Below are 19256 nucleotides of genomic sequence, written 5' to 3' on the forward strand. Positions count from 1 at the left end.
GTTAAGCTATGCAGCCTTTTCCATCCGTCGCCCGCGTGAATGCTTCTGTTCGTATTCCTCCGGACTGAGATAGTCGAGCGCCGAATGCAGCCGTTGCTGGTTGTAGATGGTGTCGATGAAAGCACCGATGTGCTTGCGGGCATCATCTGCATCCTTATAGGCGAGCCCTTGCACCTCTTCCTGTTTCAGGGTTTTCATGAAGCTCTCCGCCTTCGCATTGTCGTAAGGATTGCCGACACGGCTCATGCTCGCTTGGATACCGTGAACATGCAGAAGTTCGGAGTGGGCCCCGCAAGCGTATTGAACCCCGCGGTCGGAATGATGGATGAGGCTCCCGGGTACGGGCTGGCGATCAGCGATCGCCATCTCGAGAGCCTCGATGGCAAGGCTTGCTCTAAGATGCGTATCCAGCGCCCATCCGACAACCTTGCGGCTAAACGCGTCAAGGACAACGGCAAGGAAGGCAAACTCCTCGGCCAGATGCAGGAAGGTGATATCGGCAACCCACAGCTGGTTTACGCCATTGAGGATCATTCCCCTCGCGAGGTTTGGCACGACTTGCCAACCATGCCTGGAGTTGGTCGTCACAGGAACAAAGGGTCTGGCGCGCAGGCACAACAGATTGTCTTCACGCATGATCCGTAGAACGCATTTGTGATTGACTTGCCACCCCTCCCGCCGCAGCAGGGCGCCAATCCGGCGGTAGCCGTAGTGTGTGTTGCCGAGAGCCAGCTTCTGAATGAGATCGCGCAAACCCGTCTCGGCCCGACGCGGGGCCGAATCCAGCCAGTGACGGTAATAGCTCGCGCGGCTGACACCAGCGAGCCAGCACATTCTGTCGATGTTGAATTCGCCTTGCGACAGGCCGGTCATCATCTTTTCGATGATTTTGAAGATCCCGTTTCGCCAGGAGCGCTGCTCCGACGCTGATCTTCCTCGAAGTGCCGCAAGGCTTCGCGAAAAAAATCGAGATCGAGCTGCTGCTGCCCGACCTTCTGCTCCAGTTCCCTGATCCGGCGCCTGGCCTTGGTCAATGCCTTTTCCTGAGGTGCCGGCACATTGACTGCACTCTGCAGCTGTGCGGCCCCGTCAACTCCTGCTGTCCTGGCCGGCCGGCCGCGCCGACGCGACTTCAGATTACCATGAAGCCTGAGATGATCACGCCACTCGTAAAGTCGTTGGCGACTGATGCCAACCTCATCTGCAAACTTGCTGACGGTTTCGCCCGCCTCCATGCGCCGGAGAAGCTCCAGCTTTTGGTCATCATCAATAACTCTTTGCCGTCTGGCCATGCCCCAGTTTCCTCTCCTTGCGGGGAAACTGTCCGCGATTTTCCTTGTCTCAATCTGGGGGTGCACTCCATCACTGTCCGGAATCATTGGAATACGCAATTTGCGCGCCAAATCGGCCTTGATCCGTTTATCTTCAAGGTCGCTGGCGCGGATTTGGTAGGGCGCATCGCGCATGACCTATTCGGCTGGCAATATGCCGTCCCTGACGAAACGGCGAATCTTGACCGCGACACACCGAGCCGAGCGGCCGCGTCCGACATAGTGAGCCATTCGCCGTTTTGTCGGAGGAGCGATAGCCGCTGATCTTGTGCACCGTGCGCAGCGATTGGACGCGCCGCGCCGTCCAGGTCTTGTCCTGACCCGTCTTCATGCCCAAGCGGTTGAGTGTGGCGGCGAATTCGGCATCCGACAATCGCGCTGCCATGGATCGCATGATCGCCAGAGCTTCCTCAGGCGTGCTCTGGCCATGCTCTCCGGATTTGGGCTTGCGAACCCTTACTTGGGAGTGCTGGCCCCCATGCCAGTGGATAGTCAGGATCACATCGCGCGGTCATCATCGACGTCCGCCACTCTCCCCTACGCGGCCTTTTTCTGTTCCCTCGAGGCCGCGAGCGGCGCTTCCCTGAGGAGATAAAAGGCATCGTTGATCACGAATCCATCGAGGCCTGCTGCCCGGGCGTAAGCTAACAAATCGCTTGCACGATTGATGAACCCGGTGCCATTGAAGTTTAGCGATGTGTTGCAAAGGACGCCGACCCCGCTTTTCGCCTTGAACGAAGTAAGCAGCTGAAAGAGGCGCGGGTTCTGCTCCCACGAAACTGTCTGCACCCGCGCTGTGCCGTCGACATGCGTGACAGCCTCCAAGCGGTTATCGAGAACCTTCTGGAAAAGAAGCATGTAGGGCGACGGACGTGCCAGGTCGAAGTGGATCCCGACGTCATCTTCCAAGCAAACCGGCGCGATCGGGCGGAAACCCTCCCGGTTCTTGATGCGGTTTAGGCGCTCATGGGTTGCTTTTGAGAAAGGCGCCGCGAGAATTGACCGGTTGCCGAGCGCCCGTGGCCCGATTTCGCAATTCCCCTGCACCCAGCCGATCAACCGGTCGCTCAGCAACGCCGAGGCCACCTGGTCGTAGTCGAGTGGATGGACCTCGAGCCCGGTGCGGTCAAATTCGTCAAATATGAATGGCTGGCCTGAATAGACGTTCCATTTGAGCTTCGCATTGCCCGTGAAATGTCGCATGGCGTCGACCGCAGTTCCGATCGCGGAGCCCGTATCGTTAGTGCATGGCGGAATAAAAACGTCGGAAAAAAGATTCGTTTCGAGCCAACGGCGATTCCACTCGCAGTTCAAACCACACCCCCCGGCAATTAGCAGAGGGAAGCCCTTTGTAAGGTTTTTCTTGGCAAAGACGTGAAAATCATTGAAAATGGCGTCCGAAAACCGCTTAGCGAGTTTGGTGAACTTCGGATGTGTCACACCAATATTGTGATAAGGGGAACCTTGCAACTCATCTTTGCGTAGGGAGTGCTGAATACTCTCGCGTGGAAACACAAAATTGACCAGCGCCTGCTCGTCCGCGTCCAGCAATCCCGCCTTTCCATAGGCGGTGAGTGCCATCAGCTTGCCGGCGTCTCCGTCGCGCAACCATCCTGAGGAGAAGCTCGGGTCGGCTAGCGCATAGATGAAATTATATTTGTTGCCAGGACACGCCATAACTTTTCCCAAGTGAAGTAACTGCATACGCTCATCAATTTCATAAAAATCACCAAGCGACCCTTCCCAGATCAGCGCATAACAGGGCGTTCCCGCGGGAAAGGGAGACATGCCATAAGAGCACCAGAGGTGGGATCGTTCATGTGTAGACGAGTAGAAGTTTACCGTCCTGCCGAAGATGACCTTCTCACTAACAAGTTCCGACTCCGAGCCTATTCCGCGGTATCCTGCTGCGACGGACCTGCCGCCCGCGATTTCCGACTTCGACCACCCACTAATAGCAATGACATCAGGAATGTCATCCAAGCGGCCGGCTGCATCAAACACCGACGTCGGCGTGACAGGAGAATATCTAGCGAAGCTGTCTTTTTCACCCTCGTAGGAATAGAGGAGTTCGGCAACGGATGCATCTAGCCCCGAAACAGCGCCATCATGGCCTGGCTTGAATGACATTATCTTCATCTTATGGCTCCTTTGGTGGCGCGCTTCTCGCAATAAATCTCTGGAGACGGGAAAGCACTTGCGAAATCGCTATGATTAACACACTACTATCTTTTGTATTAACCCTTATAGTTACAAGCCGCTCTCAATTGCCGGCACCGCAAAAGTTTCGCGATAATTTCACCCAAAAAAACGGTGCTAGAGATATTTCCGCAACGACGTGAAGTGGGAGAAGAGATATTTTGATATTTGCGTCAAAATGCTCGGGTGTGGATATTACATCACAGATCAAACCAGATAGATTCTGTTTTTTCTTTCAAAGGTATTTACTATCTCGATGGCATCTCCAGTGCTGAAAGTTACATGATCGGTCCATTCATGTTTTGTCAGTTGTCGTTTGCAAAAACTTGCTTTTCGCCACCCAAGGCACAGCTGAGCACCACCGCTGACGTGTTCTGCTTCTGCTAGCTAGATTATTGAATGGCCGTACGATGTTCAAAGCTCAAGTGCGGATCGTGCCGACACCCTATCCCAACGCTGATAACTTCGGTTATATTCGATAAGCATTTCCTCGTCGTGTGCATTATCATGGGCTCTGTTCGAGTCGTATGGCGTGTTCTCGGCTACAGCTATTTTCACTGTGACTATAGACTATCAGTCCAATCGAATGTTTCTCGGCGAATCTACGGTAGCAGCAATACACTTCTTATTGCATGGCCGCCCGTCATATGCGCCTACCTGGAGTGGTAGGTATCTACGACAAATCTTGCGATTGGATCGCCTTAATTTATCCCTTCCTCTTTTGGGCGTTTCAGGTTTCCCTGCGTTTGCGGTGACTTTCGGGATGCCAACACGGCCCAAGCCACCGCGCCCTTTCCTCGACTCTACTGACGCATGTGGGTTTCTTTGCCACGTCGGCGGATTGGGACGATCCAGCGCCAGGCTTCGTTGACGCGGACCTGGTGGCCCGTAGCGGCCCTTCGGCTCGCGGCAGCTTCATCCAAACTCTCGTGCTCACCGACATCGCGACCGGCTGGACGGAATGTGCGCCACTGCTGGTTCGCGAACAGACGCTGTTGTGCACGGTGCTCACAGAATTGCGCAAGCAGCTGCCCTTCGCGCTTCTCGGACTAGATACGGACAACGACACCGTTTTCATGAACGAGACGTTGAAGGCCTATTGCGCCGCCGCCAACATCGTCTTCACGCCCCCCTACCGCAAGAGTGACCAGGCGTTTTGTCGAGCAGAAGAATGGCGCCGCGGTGCGTAGGATGGTCGGATATCGTCGGTTCGAGGGGCTGGAGGCCGCCACGCTGCTAGCGAAGCTCTACCGGTCAGCGCGGCTGTTCGTGAACTTCTTTCAGCCATCGTTCAAGTTGATCGCGAAGCAGCGCGACGGCGCGCGTGTGCGCAAGACGTATAGTCCGCCAGCTACGCCGCATCAGCGTCTGGTTGCCGAGCCTCGCACCTATTGCGCGATATCCGTGCCGTGCAGGAGCGACTCGCTGCGCTTGCCGATACTCCGCCGGCCATGCGCTCTGACGGAACAGCTCAGCCAATCGACCTTTTCCTGGCGAGTTTGCGGACAGCTTGGAAGGACGGAGCTATCCGGCCGACGGATCGCCCGATTGTGAAAGCCAAAAGAGGGCGGCGGCGTCCTGCCCCTCTCGTCCAGGCGACTGCCGACTTGCGAAATTGGTTCGAAGCCGAACCATGGCGAACCGGCAGCGAACTTCTGTCACGACTGCAGGCCGAGTATCCCGGCGATTACCCGGACAAACTTCGAACACTTCAGCGTCGGCTGAAGGTCTGGCGCAGCGAACAGGCGGACGCGTTGCTGTTTGGCCCCTTGAACAAGAAGCGCCGGTCCTGGAGATGGCAGGGCCACACTGAAGCGCCGTGGCGCTCGCTAAGGAGGCCGGGCGCTGCGAAACCCCGGCCATCTCCGCGCCCCGCCTCCTTAGCCTCCAGCCAGGAGCAAAATGGACGAGGAAACGCTCGAATCTCGAGGAACATCGTTACGTGAGGCAAATACAGCTTCTCATCAGACTCGTCGCGCCGCACGCAGGGTGAGCATCAACCAGTTTGCGGCGGTGTGCAGGACAAGCCGGACCTGGCAACTCCAACGTTCCCGACCTTCAGCCCAAAATTGCGCAACAGTCCGCGAATATCGTTTTCAATGGCGATCGCTTTTCCCTGCAGCAGCTTGCGCGCCGTCAGCAGAGCTCGCCGCTTCTGGCTCGTCAGTTTTGACATGCACCGTAGGGTACAGGTTGACCGCATCATCTGCGCGATGCCACGTGCATCAAATGCGGTCGGTCTTGTTCGGCTGAGCCTTCAGGAAGGCTTTCACATGCCGCGTTTCGATGCAAATCGCCGGCACGCCGGCCCCGGCTAGGCTAGGGCCTCGAATAGCCATTGTGATAAATGTCCGGCTTCAAGGCCAACCCGGTCAAGGTTCCAAGCCGGATCTCGAACCGCGATCAGGTCGTCGGGGTGGCTGCGAACCTTCACCTCTCGGCAAATCTTGCCCGTTTCATCGACAATGCAGGTGGCGGTCTCTTTCACCGAGACATTAAGGCCCGGAATGCTTTACGCTGCGCTTCCTTTCCGATGCTTGTGGCTGTTGCAAAACATGACCACGTTTACCATCGCTGCGAAGCGCAGCACCTTTCTCCTACTATCCACCGCGTTCCAAGGGTGAGGCTCATGCAGGATACCCCATCTGGCGTAACGGGCGCAGTGCCGCTCATAATGCGGGCGGGTGATTTCAGTCCAGGCCATCGTGATCTTCGTCTAATCTCAGCAACCGACAGAATCACAACCCGCTGAAATCACTCACCTCTTTTTCACAGACACTGAGACTATGGCTCCTCAAGGCGCCATCGTCATGCCAGCTCCGATGCCTCGAGGGTCCGAGGACCAAGGGTTCCCGTGAAGAGTGAGATCGGCGGGTGCGCGTCGGGATCACTAATGACCTGGATAACCACTGGTGCGTTCGAGGACAGGGCGTGGTCAAGGGCAGGTTCAATGTCACCCGGATTTTCTAGAGTGATCGCTTCGCAACCGCAGGCCCTGGCGAGAGCAGCATGGTCGACGGGGGCGAAGTGACAGGCTGTGGTATAGCCGCCGAACTTCACGGTCTCGGCATCTTTTTGGTGGCCGAGCACGCCGTTGTTGAGGACGATCACGGTGAGGTTGATCTTGGACCGAACGAGCGTTTCAAGCTCTGCCCAGCTATGGGCGAACCCGCCGTCGCCGACGAGTACGACAACAGGACTGTCGGGCCGTGCAAGCTTAGCACCCATGCCAAGCGGCAAGCCCCATCCTAGTCCCGCCAAGCCGCGCGGGGTGATGAACCGCTGGCCCGGGCAAAGTGCGCGAAGCTGCCCGACGATCCACATTGAAGAGTAACTGGCGTCGGCCACGACAATGGTTTCCGGCGTCATACGAGATTGCAGGTCGCGCATGATGCGTTCCGGCCTCAACGGCATCTGGTTGCTGCCGCTGAAGGTACTGCGATCTTGCTCAAATTGCTCCCAGGCTTCGGCGATGCGAAGTGCGAGCGACGCCTTCTTGGCCGAGCGATTGGAGAGATCCTCCGTTCGAAGCGCTGCAGTCAGGGCTTGAATTGTAGTGGAGATGTCTCCGACGAGGCGGACAGACTCGTAGTTTCTGCCGATCTCGCAAGGATCGATGTCGAGGTGTACCACCGTCGAAGTAGAAGGGATCGAACGCCAACTATCCGTTCCGTTCTGGTTGGTCCTGGTGCCGACGAGAAAGACGAGATCTGCCTCATCGACGATGGCACGGGCTCGATAGCCGAGAGATCTCGGACCGTTTAGTGCCCCGAGTACTCCGCATGTCAGGGGCGCGCGCTCATCGACAGCGCCTTTCCCCATGTTTGTTGTGAAAACGGGCAAATGGGCCGTGCTCTGCAGCTCCGCGAGCGCTTTGCTCGCAGCCGGCGAAACCGCCCCGCCTCCGGCTAGAACGACGGGCGACTCGGCACGAGCGAGCAACTTGGCCACGGCCGCGAGTGCCTCGTCGCTCGGGCGGATGGGATCAAGGGGCCACGTGCTATATTTTCCTGTCCGGCCGCGTTGGCCAACCGAAACATGCTCGCGGAGCAAGTCGGCCGGAAGTAGGAGCACAGCTGGCCCAGGCCGGCCACTGGCGGCCGCTATGAACGCCGAGTCGACATAGTCCTCGATCCGGTCGGCCGTCATCACCCGCCGCGTCCATTTGGAGCAGGCCGAGAAGAGGCCGATGTGATCCAGTTCCTGAAATGCGTTTCGGTCGATTTGATGGCGTTCGACCTCCTGCACCAGGGCAACCACCGGAATGCTCGCCTTGAACGCTTCGGACAATGGAGGGACGAGCAACGCAGCGGCCGGTCCATTTTGTGCACACACGACCCCGACACTGCCAGATATACGGGAATAACCGTCGGCCATCGCCCCGCCCATATTTTCCTGACGGTACGCGATCTGCCGGATTCCGATTTTTTCGCAGGCCAGAACCACCGCCGAGGGAACGCTCTGGGCAAATATCAATCCGACCTCATTTCGTCGTAGTGCTGCTGCAATCCGTTCTGCTACAGTTTCCACGACAGTACTCCGCTGTTTTCATATTTTTGATATCTGCAGCGTGTTCTTTGAGGAAGAGACGGAACAGGTCGGACATAGTCGACCTCAGTCTCTCCCATTGGTGTTGACAGGCCCGCGGCAGCCCCATTTGGCAACATGGCACCGTGCCGGGAAAGAAAGCGGCAAAGCGCTCTACGGACGCCGTATTGCAGTGCATTGGTTGCCATGTGCCTGACATCGCGCGACATCCGTTGCGGCACATGAATTCGAAACAGCGAGGCGGCTCCGGTTACTGGGAACGGAGCACCCTGTTGCGCAATGATGTCGGTGAGTTTGACGCGGAGGCGGCCAGCCACGAGACCGTTCACGTGGGTCGTATCGAAATAAAGCATGCTCTTGTTTAGCATGTAGGTGGTGTTCCCGAAGCGCCCGGCCGGGCGACCACCATCCGATGGGGCGATCCGTCGTCGCATTTTCATTCTCCATTTCTCATCTGCCAACATTATATCCGGCTGTTCAGACGAGGCGGCACACAAAGCGTTTGTGCAGAGCTTACCGGACCAACTCGATTTAGCTTGGTTGAAGCGGACTAAACCACTATTCCCTCGTGTGCGCAGCTACCAAATCAGATAGTCCGAGCACGTCAGGGGTCACGATGGCAGCAGCGCCGTCGATTACGGTTGGCCAAGAAGTAGATCGCTGCGCGTGAAGAGCGCACGTTTTTCAGGCTGACGCCGACGTGAAGCGGATAGGTTCCAAGCATGAATTTCGCGGTCCTGATCGGAGGCTTCGCCGCCATGACCATGCTTGCTCAGCACCAGAAATTTGCGTCGAAGACTCTCAGCCGCAGTGTGTCGAACCCGGGTAGTCCAGACCCAGGTCCGTTCGCTCTGCAACTTTGTCGCAGGGACGCTGCCCCTGCTTGAGCAATTGAGCGAGCCCCTTCTAAAATTAGGCCTGTCCAGGATTGCAAGTCGCCGGATCTGATCAGCACGGTGACGGACGCCGTGCTCGATGAAGTCGCCACTTGGCAGCAGCGCCCGCTCGATCCGGTTTATCCGCTCATTTTCTTCGACGCGATCCGGGTCAAGATCCGGGACGAAGGGATGGTTCGCAAACAAAGCCATCCACATCGCGCTGGGCGTCCGCGCCGACGGCGCCAAGGAGGTGCTCGGCCTCTGGCTCGAGCAAAAAGATCGTGCCAATGTATGCGCGCGGCATGAGCACCCGGGAGCTCTTCGTCGAAGGCGGGGGCAGCGTCGCTGATACTTGGCGATCAGGTGCGGATCGAAACTGGCCTGGCGATCACGCGGTTTGTCGATCTCCAGCTTGCCGGGCTCCGTCGTCACGGTCTTGCGGCCGTAGACGCTACGCGTTGCCAGCGTCTTCGCCGCTCGCCAGATGATGGTCCATCTCCGCGTTCAAGGCGCGCTCGGTCAGAGCCTTCTTATCCAGCAGGCCGCCTGTTCGAAGGCTGCACTGGCTGCGCCTCCCGCCAGAAGCTGGTCGAGAAGATCATTTGATCGGGTCTTTGCGTCGTTTCATGGCCATCAAAGCGTCCTAAACGGCGGAGCCGTACAAGATCGAGAAAGCTTAATGGTCCCAAGAATTCCATTTAGGACACCTGCCATGTTCGCGTAAGCTTCGCCACTAACGACGAGCGGACCGCCAAGCGGATTTCCGACTCGCTCGACTACGGTCAGAATTGCGCCGGACACCGGGTGGCTCCGTGGCTGTTGCATCTGATCGTCTCCCGCTCCGGCACGGCGCGACCGCTGCTTCCGAACTAAGAGGGCCCGGAGCCTTGAAGACGCGCTCCGGCGAACGTGTCTCTGCGGGAGGCAAGGTCTGGCATTGAGGATTGCTCGAACTTGAGTGCGGTCGCAGCTGCAATAAGCAAACGCCTCGATCGATGGACCGTCGTCTTCAGCAGTTGGAGCGAGATCTGGAAATCACAACTGAGACTCTGGCGTTGTCCATTCGTTTCTGGCTGCCCCGACTGTTCAGAGCGTGCGGAAGCGCAGTGAAGGCTTTGTGCGGTGTTGTCGAGCGTGCGACAGTGGCGTGTTTGGCCGAGACCTAGCCGAGTTTAGTTACGGCGTTGACTACGCAGCTAAAACTGATCGAATTTTCATCCTGTTCGGTTTGGCACGAATCTTGATCCTCGATGCGGGGCGGCAAAAATCCGACCGACTGCGCGCCAAGCCGATACCTCCTGCCGAGACAGCTTTGTGCGCGGTAGCAAACATGCGACGCCTGCCTGCAAGGGAGATGCCCATGGATCGCTTGCGATTAGCACCGATCAAATTAGCTAGAGAGGCAACCACCCGAGTATACGAAGAAATTTCTGCTTCCCGGACCAGGCAGGTACCGAACACTGCCAACGACGGCGTCGCCATTGAGTTTGGTCGTTGCCTCGACCAGACTCACGGGATTGTTCAACCTCGAAAGTTCTTTGATCTAATGGTTGCATTTGCGCAGAAATTCGACTGCTCCTGGACTGCATATCGACCTCTTGCGCACGGCGCAACTTCGGAGCTGCTCTACAGGGATCCGGAACCAATGTTAAATTATCCAAACGAATGGCAGAAGAGATATCGAGACATGGGTTATGGCCAGATAGATCCTGTCATAAAAAGAATCAAACGTGGACCAGGCGTAGTTCGATGGACGGACGTGTACGCTGATTCAACCACAACCGAAAATGAGCGACGCATGATTGACGAGGCTGCAACGTTTGGTCTGAGATCCGGGATTACGGTTCCACTATACGGCCCAAACGATCGAATTGCGATAGCGAGCTTTGCCAAACGTACTGATCATGAGATTCCAGATAAAATCACTGTGTACTTGGAATTAATCGCATTACATTTTCACCTGACAATTAGTTCGTTCGATATTCCCCGATCCATTGAGCCGGACGCCAGTCTTTCTACCCGAGAGAAGGAGTGTATTCTCTGGGTTGCAAGAGGCAAATCATCGTTGGATATAGGGACGATCCTTGGGATCTCGAAAAATACAGTCAACTTTCATATAAAGAATTCCATGCGTAAATTGGGGTGCAGTAGCAGAACGGTCGCGGTTGTAAATGCGCTCAAATCCGGCATTATCAACACGTGAACGCCGCAGCGATTGGCTTTGGTTATCTTGAGGCGCGCGTTTCCGGTAGAGAACGCCCAGTTGATGCGAGCGCCACTGGTTTCGCAGTTGCTCTCCGCAGCGGTCTCTGCGCCGAGGCTAACATAGCTGCCGGTGCGACGATCGAGGGGTCTTGTCCAAGACGATGGACCTATGAGGCTGGCGGATGTAACTTAAGTGATTGATTTGGAGTAGATTCGGTTGCTTAAGCCAACCCTGCCACCGCATCTAGCGAGATCCTTATATGCGAGCGCTCTCGTCAAGCCCTGTCGTTGCGATGCGTAACCGTCAGCAAGGGGTCCATGGCTGGAGAGGGTTCGACCGCAGCGACCATCCCTTCGCCCCGACCTCACGGCTCGGGGAAGCGCCGCGCTCAAACGCAGTCAAGGCTGGGCCGTTAGGCCCACCGCCGAAGGCGGCGCGCAGCAGGGGGCCTTGACGGCGCTAGGCTGGCGCGGTCGGGGGGAACGAAGCGACTCTGCCGCCCGTTCGCATCACAGCCTTCTTGCCTTCGTGCTATCGCCATCCTTTCCCCGAGGATCGGTGACGTTCAACATCACCGCACACCATGACCGCGCCGGTCCGCGGGCCGCGCCCGGTTTCAGACCAACGACGAGCGATGCGGATGTTTCTTTCTCTCACCGACGCAGAGCGTGCGTGTTCGGGATCGGAGCGCATGATTGAACAGGGATCGCCTGTTGCACCTTATATTTGTTCTGGCTTGGGGCCGATAACCAAAAGCTGCTTGCTGCAGGGCGCTCCGGGCGGGGCGGCTCTTTCTATGAGACGTGCCGCGCATCTGCGGCCTAGAATCTAAACGGCACACCCCATTCCCGGCACGCTCGACGCCCACGGCGTCGGCGTCCGCTCGAGTAGGCGTTTACGCGAGCACCGCGCCCTCGGGAACCCGATCCTCCTTCAGATAGCGCCACAACGCCACCATCAGCTTGCGGGCGAGGGCGACGATGCCGATCCGGCGTAGCCGTCTGCCGCCGCCGGCAAAGCGCTCGCGCCACCAGCGCGCCAGGGCGCTGTCGGGCTGATGAAGCGTCCACATCCGCATTCGATCGCCAAGGTTCGCGCCCGCCGATTGTCGACCTTGCTGATCGGCTCGTCGCCGAGCATGTCGCCGCTGTCCCACGGCCAGGGTGTCAGCCCGAAGGCGCCGCCGACCTGGCGGCGGTTGGCGAAGTCGCGCCAGAACGCTTCGTGCATCAACCCGCTCGCGAAGACCTCGCCGAGCCCCTTGAGGCGTTTCAGCTTGCAGGCCTTGGCAGCCCACGTAGTATCGGCCTTCAGAGCGGCATGTTGCGCCACCTCGATCGCCTTGATTTGGCGCTCGACCAAGGCAAGCCGTTCGGCCTCGCGCCGGATCTCCGTGAGCAGCGCTGCCCCCAGTATCCGGCCATCGCCGGTGCGCGCGTCAGCGAGCCGATCCAACCAATCGCGCGCCCCGAGTTTGACGGCCGTCACGCCCTGGGCCGCCAGCAAGCCCTGGATGCGGTTGCGGTGGGCGGTGCGCTGGTTCACCAGGCGCTCGCGCTCGCGCGTCTGCCGGCGGGCGTCCTCGAGCATCGGAGCCGGCACCCACACCACCCGCGTCATCTCGGTCTCGCCGCGCTCAAGACGCAGCAGCACGCGCAGCGGCCCGAGCGTGTCGACGCGATCGGTCTTCACGCGCCGCCGACGCCGCGGCACCTCGAGGCTCGCCGCATCCAATACGCGATTATCGATGCTCTGGTCCCGCAGCCACCGGTGCAGCCAGAACCCGTCACGCCCCGCCTCATAGCAGCTCACCACGCGTATATCCGGATCGCCAACCATCTGGCGCTGACGCCCAATCAGCGCCGATAGCGCTTCCCGGTCGCCGCCGGCGATCTGGAAAAGCCGGGCATGCCGGTCCCCAGGCAGCAACATCCCGACCGTCCAGCAACTGCCAGATCGAGCGCCATATAGATGGTCGGCACCCTCGATGTGTCCTCGTCTCTGATCGCTATCTCTTTCCCTCGTCCCATGTGACTTCTCCCTCACGGTTCGCGTTTTGAGGATCACCTCATGATACCAGACACCACGAGGTAGACGTCGCATAGCTTCTATGAGGAGGTGGATAGCGACCTGCACTATGGCAAAGTGAGGTCGCTGGCATCCCACCTTTGGAGGCCAAACATGTCGTTGCAGCTTACCAATCCGAACCGCTATCCGTACCGATCTTGGCGGAATGCTATGTCGTCGATCCGGCATCGATTGCCACCTCGCGCCGCCGGCGGCGGGCAAAGACCGACAAGATCGACGGCGAAGCGCTGGTTCAGACTTTGCTGGCCCACAAGCGGGCGAGCCACAGGGTGTGCGCGATGGTCCGGGCGCCGACACAAGAAGAACAGGACCGGCCCCGTCTCTCGCGTGAGCGCAAGGCATTGACGGACGAGCGGATCAGTCACGTCAATCGCGTCAAGGCCCTGCTGTTCAGCCAAGGCGTATCCGGCTACGAGCCACTACGCCGCGACCGGCGTAGGGATGAAGTTAATACCGGCGACGGGCGACCATTGCCCGCCATTTGAAGGCTGAGATCGGCCGCGAACTCGATCGGCTGGAACTTGTTCTGGAACAGATCAAGACGATCGAAGCTGCCATGCTTGCCGCCGCTGAGGCCGATCACATCTATGATGTCGTCACCGGCCGCCCGGTCGCTATGATCCTGCGGCTGCTCCGAACAGGTTCTGATCGAGATCCTCCGCCGGACCCCGATGAGGCCGCCGAACTGATCAGAAATCGTCGGGAAAGATCGCCTTGAGATAGAAGCGGCACGCCTTCTTCGCTATGTCGCGTCCGGCGGGGCCGGGGGTTGCGAAAACCTGGCCTGAAATCCACAGCCCGTCGATCAGGGCGTTGAGGCTGCGGGCGACCAGGGCCGGGTCGAGATCGATCCGCCTCTGTTCGGCAAGTGCCGCGATATCGGCTTTCACGATGGCATCGTAGCGGGTCTTCAACTCGGCGCAGCGCCGGCGATATTCCGGATTGCGCGCCGACTCCGCCCAGAAATCGGTGAAGACGGCCATGCGGCCGGCATTCGACATCTCGCTGTCGAAATCGAGTTCGATCATTCCCAGCAAGCGGGCGGGCGGCGAGTCGTATTCCGGCCGGTTCAGGCTGCGGTCATACTCCTCGACCATGTGGTCGAGCGCGGCCAGCGTGATGCCTTCCTTCGATTTGAAATGGAACGACACGACGCCGTAGCTGCAGCCGGCTTTCTGGGCGATGTCGTTCATCGTGAAGCCGGCCAGGCCCTTGCGGGCGATGACGGTGAGCGCTGCCTCGATCAGCGAGCGGCGGCGTTCCTGCACCTGGTCCTCGCGCGTCGGCGCGCGCCGCTTGTCGGTCCGGTTCTCAGCGTGTGCCGCGGCTTGGTTCATGATCTCTCGTCTTGGCCGGAATGTATCCGGTCTGGATAGCAGCTTCGGCAAAGCCGGCACAAGACTTTGCCGCCCGCAGCCCGGGAATCACCCTGTCGAGCTAGACGAGTTCGCCGCGCTTAATCTCGGCAGCCGCCCGCTCTATACCTTGACGCAGGATGTCGATCATGTCGTCGATCTGGTCCCTGGTGATGATCAACGCCGGCGACATCACGCACATATTGCCGAGCGGGCGCACGATCAGCCCGAGTTCGGCGCAATGGGCATCGATGCGCGCGCCAATCCGCTTGTCGAAATCGGTGACATCGGGCGACGATGGGTCAACCAGGCATTCGACGCAGCCGACAAGGCCGCTGGCGCGGACATTCGCCACAAGCGGCAGGTCGGCCAAGCCTTGCAGTCGCTCGGCGAAATATCCGGAGATGTCGCGCACATGCTCCAGTATGCCATCCTTCTCGATCACCGCGATGTTGGCGAGTGCGGCGGCACAGCTAACCGGATGCCCGGAATAGGTGTAGCCGTTCGAATAGTTGCTTCCCCGGGCGTTCTCGCCACTGACCTTGTCCAGCAGGTGCTCGGAAATGGCAAAGCCGCCAAGCGGCACATAGCCGGAGGTCACGCCCTTGGCGAAGGTGATGATATCCGGGATGACACCGAACACCTTTTCCGACGCGAACCATTCGCCGCAGCGGCCGAACCCGGTGACGACCTCGTCGGAGATGTAGACGATGTCGTGCTCTTCGCAGACCGCCTTGAAGCGGGCGTGATAGCCCTTTGGCGGGATGATGACGCCGCCGGATGCCAGCAACGGTTCGGCCAGAAAGACCGCCACCTTGTCTGCGCCGACACGCGCAATCTCCTGCCGGAATTCCTCCACCAGAAAGTGCAGGAATGCCGCCTCGTCCTTGCCTCCGCCAAGGCGGATGTTGGGACTGGAGATGAACGATATCCTGTCCGAGACGATATCGAAATTCGGCCAGTTGCCGACACGACCCGAGCAGGCCGCCGTCAGCGTCGTGCTGCCATGGTAGCCCTCGCGCCGCACGATGATGTGCTTCTTTTCCGGACTGCCCAGCACATTGTTGTAGAACTCGACGAAGCGCAGCGCGGAATCGACCGCGGTCGAGCCATCCGTGGTGAAGAAGACGCGGTTGAGGTCGCCCGGCGTCAGCGCAGCGATCCGTGCCGCCAGCTCGGTCGACGGAGAATTCGTCGTGTACCACGGTGAATTGTAGGCTAGCCGCAACGCCTGCTCGGCGATGGCATCGGCGATCTCATGGCGGTTGTAGCCGATCTGCGTGCACCACATGCCGGCCGGGCCATCGATCAGCCGGCGTCCCTTGGCGTCGATCACATAGATGCCATCGCCACGGGCCAGCAGCGGGCGTGCCGACTGGCCGAGCTTTTCCATGGCTTCGGACGGCGACAGCAGATGCCGTCGGGCGGCCTCTTCCATCTCGGTGGCATTCCACTGCGATCCAACTGCCTTGTTCATGAAGCATCCTTCTTTGCCGCTATCGCGCGCCCTCGATACTGATGCGCGACCTGACTTTCCTGGCAGGGAGAAGCTCACAAATTGATTGTTCAGTCAATCAGTTTTTTAGTGCGCACGCTTGGTGCTGACCTAGCTGTGAGCTTTCAGGAGGTTGTCCATTCGGACCGGACCGAGGAGACTGGAGTTACCAGGCTTCAGCACTGATCGGAGGGTCCGAATGAACATCCACAAGAATGCCCGTCTCACACCGTTGCGTCGAGAGGAGATGGCGCTGTCGGTGATAGAGGGCGCTTTCTCCAAAGCCCATGCGGCGCGTGTCTACGGCGTGTCGGCCAAGATCGTGGCGCGCTGGGTCGAGCGTTATAAGACCAAAGGGCGGGCCGGCATGGTCGACCGCTGTCTCGGCCCACCGTCATGCCCAGCCTGACCGAACAGCCGTGGCCGCGCGGATGGCGTGGATCTTGCGTACAGACCTTGACTACACGATCTGCAAGTTGCCTCAAAATGGTCAATGAGGGTCTTTCCCGCATAGTGATATGAACCTATTCTCTGTTTTTGGAGCTTTACCATGCCCATTCCTAAAGCCCAGGAGGCTTTCCCGCGGGACGAGTTTTTACGCCGCATCGGTCTCGTCAAAGCTGAAATGCAGCGTCGCAACATCACGGTCGTTCTTGTGACCGACGAAGCCAACACTTGCTATCTCACGGGTTACACAGCGAAGTCGGGTTACGTGCCGCAGGGCGTCGTGGTTTCCCTGGGTGCCGAGGAGCCCACGATCATCCTGCGCAAGCAGGATGCGATCATCGCGCTGCATGAAGCGTTTATGAATCGTCAGAATATCATCGGCTACGACGAGAACCTGGTCGGCAACCCAGACAAGAATGGCTACGACGCCATCATTGATTTCCTGTTTGAGGCGGGCCTTGTCGCTGGTACCCTCGGGCTTGAGTTGTCTAATCTTGTCGGACGTGCTGCCGAAGCCAAGTTCCATCAGCGCCTACCCGGTTCCAAATTCGTGGATTTTACCCTCGCGGTCACCTGGATCCGAGGCATAAAGTCAGACCTCGAAATCGCGGTGATGCGCGAGGCCGCAGCCATCTCGGATGCCGCTATTTTGCGAGCGGCCGAAGTTATTCGGCCTGGTGTCCATGAGAGCGATATTGCGGCTGAGATTGCGGAAGTTCTGATCCGTGGCGCCAGCGGCATTCGCGCCACCAATTTCGTTCCCTTTTATTTGTGTTCGTCTCCGCGCACCGGCGCAAGCCATATCAACTGGAGTCAGGACGTCTTACGAAAAGACTCCCAGGTCGGCCTCGAACTTTCCGGCGTGAGACATAACTACGCTGCGCCGCTTTTACGAACCTATACCGTCGGGCCGCCCTCTGACCGCCTGCGCCGAATTCACGAGGCGGAAGTAGCCGGACTCGAGGCAGCGCTTGATGTCATTCGCCCAGGCAATCTTTGTCACGATGTGGCGGATGCCTTCTACCGTACAATCGAAAAGCACGGGTTTACAAAAGATTCGCGCTGCGGATATTCAGTCGGCATCGATTGGCTCGAACCCACAGCGAGCCTCAAGATTGGAGATAAAACGGTTCTGAAGCCGAACATGACCTTCCACCTCAACCTTGGAAACTGGGGGGACGAGGACTTCGGCTACGGCATCAGTGAGACGTTCCGAGTGACAGAGACCGGCGTAGAGGTCCTTACGCAAGCCCGGCGCGAACTCTTCCAGCTTTGATCAAGCGCGAATGGCAGGACCTGCGGCGCCGCATGCCCGACTGCGGGCCAGCGAACAGGGATTGCAAGCCGACTGCAGGCGATCCGCCCGGTCGCCGACCGCATGTCATTCCTGCAATTGGCCGGGACATTGACCGCCAATAGGACGTTACGTTGAGTCTAGGCGGCCAAAACACTCTATATCGCGGACCGTCTCTGAACATCATTCAACGAAAGTGATAGTATCGGGATAAGAGGATATATTGGTATATCGATGTGTTATTTCCTCTCCTGCATTTATGTCTTTTATCGCCACAATGTCAGCCCACGCGCCGGAGTCTTCATCCGTCCAAACTATTTTTCCATTTGGGTCAAAAGAGTGATTAACCACTGATATTAAGCCGAACACAACATATCCTGCTGCAGGATCATTTTTGAGTTGCCGATCATGACGCATAAAATAGTATTCAAATAACCCTGTACGATCTAGTTGGCGTTTTTCCAGATCGTTAAATCCCCATGTTGGAGCACGCTCAATTATATCTCCGACCTTGAATTGTACATTAGCAAATACTCCGCGTCCTTTTCGATGAACATTTTTGACATATATGGGGCTGGTGCAGTCTGAGATTTTGTCGACCTTCGTATGCGCTTTCTTCGGATCGAACATGGAGCGTTTCCTAAATTGTATGTACCATTTGAAGAGGCCGATATGAACTCGCGACCGTGCTTCACCAGTATGCTGACTTCAAAGAAGTTGACGGCGGAGGGCCCACTCGCCTGCGAGGCTCGCTGTTCTCGCCGTAACCCGCTCTTTTGCGTGACTTCCGCTGAGGGTTTTGGCCATTCCAAATATTACCATCGCTGGTATGTGATCACCCCTTACCTAACAGCGGAGAATCTTCCGCAAATATCAACAACTCGCTGGGATCTACACGGCGCCTATTCTACGGAACAGACCCTCCCTCAATTGTGTTTCGATAGCGCATATATCTTGTCCTGAGGCTCGTGACAGCTACCAATAGGCGTAGGTGCCTTTAGCCCCACACGAGGTGTTATACTGATGAGGTCGCTTGATTGCTGACTCGTGCCTCCAGATACAGGCAAATATCATCGGTTTCGCCCAGGAGACGCCCGAGCCGGAATACGCCAGCACGTTCCCGGCAGCGCTGCCATGTCGCGCATAGCACCTTGGTGATGGGAGCGCGCGCCTCAGAGACGACGACCTGGCGCTCTTAAGACCGTGGCGGATCCGGCTTGCGCAAAAACTCCGTCCAGATTAGCTGGGCCTCAGAGGTGCCGATCTCCAATGCCAGCACCTCGGCGATGATAACGGCGACCGAGAAGAAGCGCCCGCTGCGGCGCACCTTCAGGTAGGTGGGTGAGCATCCAACCCCACATATCCCGCCACGCGCTTCGGGATTTGCATTGCTCCACTGGTAGAGTTCGTCCGTT

11 protein-coding genes and 7 pseudogenes are annotated in these 19256 nt (G+C 58.2%); 6 read left to right on the plus strand and 12 right to left on the minus strand.

Annotation, left to right across the window (positions count from 1 at the left end; all coding sequences use genetic code 11):
* Nucleotides 1-6: 6 nt before the first annotated feature.
* From WDX12_RS15920 to WDX12_RS15930, 3 genes are all read right to left on the minus strand, one after another.
* Entirely contained in the window at nucleotides 7-873 is an 867-nt protein-coding gene (locus tag WDX12_RS15920) for an IS3 family transposase (protein ID WP_434725498.1), read from the minus strand.
* Nucleotides 873-1466, minus strand: a complete 594-nt coding sequence (locus WDX12_RS15925; protein ID WP_434725499.1) for a transposase — start codon at nucleotides 1464-1466, stop codon at nucleotides 873-875. The genes WDX12_RS15920 and WDX12_RS15925 overlap by 1 nt, the downstream gene beginning before the upstream one ends.
* A 402-nt stretch (nucleotides 1467-1868) precedes the next feature.
* Nucleotides 1869-3470, minus strand: a complete 1602-nt coding sequence (locus WDX12_RS15930) for a carbamoyltransferase C-terminal domain-containing protein (protein ID WP_434725500.1) — start codon at nucleotides 3468-3470, stop codon at nucleotides 1869-1871.
* Nucleotides 3471-4360: 890 nt separating this feature from the next.
* Between WDX12_RS15930 and WDX12_RS15935 the strand changes: the two are divergent.
* Nucleotides 4361-5293, plus strand: a pseudogene (locus WDX12_RS15935) (ISNCY family transposase); the annotation flags it as partial.
* Between the two features lie 278 nt (nucleotides 5294-5571).
* Here WDX12_RS15935 and WDX12_RS15940 read toward each other — a convergent pair.
* The 3 genes and pseudogenes from WDX12_RS15940 to WDX12_RS15950 form a co-directional block, all read right to left on the minus strand.
* A pseudogene (locus tag WDX12_RS15940) lies at nucleotides 5572-6039 on the minus strand (IS110 family transposase); the annotation flags it as partial.
* A 299-nt stretch (nucleotides 6040-6338) separates the two neighbouring features.
* Nucleotides 6339-8060, minus strand: a complete 1722-nt coding sequence (locus tag WDX12_RS15945; RefSeq protein WP_434725501.1) for an acetolactate synthase catalytic subunit — start codon at nucleotides 8058-8060, stop codon at nucleotides 6339-6341.
* On the minus strand, nucleotides 8048-8512 hold the full coding sequence (locus WDX12_RS15950) for a hypothetical protein (RefSeq protein WP_434725502.1): 465 nt from the start codon (nucleotides 8510-8512) through the stop codon (nucleotides 8048-8050). Before WDX12_RS15950 ends, WDX12_RS15945 begins: the two co-directional genes overlap by 13 nt.
* Before the next feature lie 501 nt (nucleotides 8513-9013).
* On the opposite strand from WDX12_RS15950, the pseudogene WDX12_RS15955 reads away from it, so the two are divergent.
* Nucleotides 9014-9257: pseudogene (locus WDX12_RS15955) on the plus strand (transposase); the annotation flags it as partial.
* 32 nt (nucleotides 9258-9289) lie between these two features.
* Here the strand turns inward: WDX12_RS15955 and WDX12_RS15960 are convergent.
* Nucleotides 9290-9584: pseudogene (locus WDX12_RS15960) on the minus strand (transposase); the annotation flags it as partial.
* Between the two features lie 519 nt (nucleotides 9585-10103).
* Between WDX12_RS15960 and WDX12_RS15965 the strand changes: the two are divergent.
* Nucleotides 10104-11159 carry an autoinducer binding domain-containing protein gene (locus tag WDX12_RS15965; RefSeq protein WP_434725503.1) on the plus strand — a complete coding sequence of 352 codons (1056 nt, stop codon included), beginning with the start codon at nucleotides 10104-10106 and terminating at the stop codon, nucleotides 11157-11159.
* Between the two features lie 960 nt (nucleotides 11160-12119).
* Here WDX12_RS15965 and WDX12_RS15970 read toward each other — a convergent pair.
* Nucleotides 12120-13094, minus strand: a complete 975-nt coding sequence (locus WDX12_RS15970; protein WP_434725504.1) for a transposase — start codon at nucleotides 13092-13094, stop codon at nucleotides 12120-12122.
* A 299-nt stretch (nucleotides 13095-13393) separates the two neighbouring features.
* Between WDX12_RS15970 and WDX12_RS15975 the strand changes: the two are divergent.
* Nucleotides 13394-13806 (plus strand): annotated as a pseudogene (locus WDX12_RS15975) (IS110 family transposase); the annotation flags it as partial.
* Between the two features lie 133 nt (nucleotides 13807-13939).
* On the opposite strand, the gene WDX12_RS15980 reads toward WDX12_RS15975, so the two are convergent.
* Nucleotides 13940-14587, minus strand: coding sequence for a TetR family transcriptional regulator C-terminal domain-containing protein (locus WDX12_RS15980; RefSeq protein ID WP_434725505.1), 648 nt, complete (start codon nucleotides 14585-14587; stop codon nucleotides 13940-13942).
* Nucleotides 14588-14687: 100 nt separating this feature from the next.
* A complete protein-coding gene (locus tag WDX12_RS15985; RefSeq protein WP_434725506.1) occupies nucleotides 14688-16082 on the minus strand; it encodes an aminotransferase in 1395 nt (464 codons plus the stop codon).
* Nucleotides 16083-16299: 217 nt separating this feature from the next.
* Here WDX12_RS15985 and WDX12_RS15990 point away from each other — a divergent pair.
* Together WDX12_RS15990 and WDX12_RS15995 are read left to right on the plus strand one after the other, a co-directional pair.
* Nucleotides 16300-16506: pseudogene (locus WDX12_RS15990) on the plus strand (helix-turn-helix domain-containing protein); the annotation flags it as partial.
* Between the two features lie 144 nt (nucleotides 16507-16650).
* Entirely contained in the window at nucleotides 16651-17823 is a 1173-nt protein-coding gene (locus WDX12_RS15995) for a M24 family metallopeptidase (RefSeq protein ID WP_434725507.1), read from the plus strand.
* Nucleotides 17824-18024: 201 nt separating this feature from the next.
* Here the strand turns inward: WDX12_RS15995 and WDX12_RS16000 are convergent, their stop codons facing one another.
* Nucleotides 18025-18471, minus strand: a complete 447-nt coding sequence (locus WDX12_RS16000; protein ID WP_434725508.1) for an SET domain-containing protein-lysine N-methyltransferase — start codon at nucleotides 18469-18471, stop codon at nucleotides 18025-18027.
* A 490-nt stretch (nucleotides 18472-18961) separates the two neighbouring features.
* Nucleotides 18962-19180: pseudogene (locus tag WDX12_RS16005) on the minus strand (transposase); the annotation flags it as partial.
* Between the last annotated feature and the right edge of the window lie 76 nt (nucleotides 19181-19256).

This window comes from Mesorhizobium sp. RIZ17, assembly GCF_051127865.1.
Classification (GTDB): Bacteria; Pseudomonadota; Alphaproteobacteria; order Rhizobiales; family Rhizobiaceae; genus Mesorhizobium; species Mesorhizobium humile.